The organism is Pseudomonas sp. PAGU 2196 (assembly GCF_022179005.1).
Taxonomy (GTDB): domain Bacteria; phylum Pseudomonadota; class Gammaproteobacteria; order Pseudomonadales; family Pseudomonadaceae; genus Aquipseudomonas; species Aquipseudomonas kermanshahensis.
Genome location: NZ_BNTL01000069.1, coordinates 1 through 1,124 on the forward strand (window position 1 = coordinate 1; position 1,124 = coordinate 1,124).

The 1,124-nt window shown below is 66.1% G+C and carries 3 protein-coding genes; all 3 read right to left on the reverse strand.

Translation table 11 applies throughout. The features are described 5' to 3' along the window. On the reverse strand, nt 1-438 hold a 438-nt coding region (locus MFF34_RS27945; protein ID WP_374707431.1), incomplete at its 3' end, for a dermonecrotic toxin domain-containing protein. 82 nt (nt 439-520) lie between these two features. Continuing rightward, the gene (locus tag MFF34_RS27950) at nt 521-859 is read right to left on the reverse strand and encodes an EscU/YscU/HrcU family type III secretion system export apparatus switch protein (RefSeq protein WP_099454925.1); all 339 of its coding nucleotides are present in this window, start codon (nt 857-859) and stop codon (nt 521-523) included. Beyond that, the coding region (locus MFF34_RS27955; RefSeq protein ID WP_238217828.1) for a flagellar hook-length control protein FliK at nt 856-1,124 on the reverse strand (269 nt) is incomplete at its 5' end. The genes MFF34_RS27950 and MFF34_RS27955, both read right to left, overlap by 4 nt.

Below are 1,124 nucleotides of genomic sequence, written 5' to 3' on the forward strand. Positions count from 1 at the left end.
CAGCGTCGAGTGGTCGTAGCGGGCAGGTTCGGTACGCTTGAAGAGGCCGTTGAACACCTCATACCAGGCCCCGTTGTCGACGTGCGGTTGTGTCGGGAGTTGCTCGACACAGGTGATTGGGCCGTCTTCGGGCAGCCTGCCGGCCCAGGGGGCTTTGAACAGGCCGCCGAAAAAGTCGTTGTTGGATTCACCTTGCCAGTTCATCAGCACGGCTTGCGTCAGGCTCACACGCTGCACTACCTGTGCCTGGTACTGGGTGGCTCCGGCCGGGTGTATGTGCAGCGTCACCACCTCGACCTGGTCGGGGTCCAGGTGCACGCCTTGTGTCGCCAGCCAGTCCTGGATGGCCTGCTTGGCGTCGCGGTCGGGTCGGGGCAGGGTGGCTAGGTGGTTGCGTACGTACTGCACGCCAGCCGCGTTGATGTGGGTGGTCGGCATGTCGGTCTCCGTGGTGCGGGAAAAACCACAGGATCGACCGACAGGGCCAGGGGGCGACGGTAGATAATGCTTGCCGGGCGGTTCAGCCCGACTTGCCGGGCAGGCGCGGCAACAGCTCGGTGACGTCACGCTCGGGTTTGGTGGAATCGTCAAAGCCTGGCGGCACCTTGCCGCGCAGTTGCCAGGCAAAGGCAATGATCTCGGCGATGGTCAGGTACAGCGCCTCGGGTATCTGATCGCCCAGCTCCAGCCGGGCCAGCAGGCGCACCAGCTCGGCGTTCTCGTAGATCGGCACCTCGTGTTGGCGGGCCAGGGCGAGGATGGCTTCGGCCAAGGCATCGTCGCCCTTGGCGCTGAGGGTGGGTGCCTGTTGGCCGTCGTAGCTCAGGGCAATGGCCTGGCGGGGTGGGTTGAGGCTCATGCGTTTTCGTCCACCCAGCGTTGTTCGACCCGCGTGCGGGGGCCTTGAGGGGGGATGCCGGGGTGGCATTCCAGGTCGCCGACGTCCAGGCCGCGGGCCAGCAGGCGCTCGCGCAATGTGCCGAGCTGGCTGTCGATCAGCCGTGCGGTGGGTTCACGTTCTGCCCACAGTTGGCCATTCAAGCGGCCCTGGCTCAACTGGGCCTGGACTTGCAGCGGGCCAAGCGGCGCGAGGTCAAAGGCCAGCTCGATGCGCCACAGGGCCT

Coding starts and splice junctions, on each gene's coding strand:
- MFF34_RS27950 (WP_099454925.1), bottom strand. CDS start 859: ATGAGCCTCAACCCACCCCGCCAGGCCATTGCCCTGAGCTACGACGGC.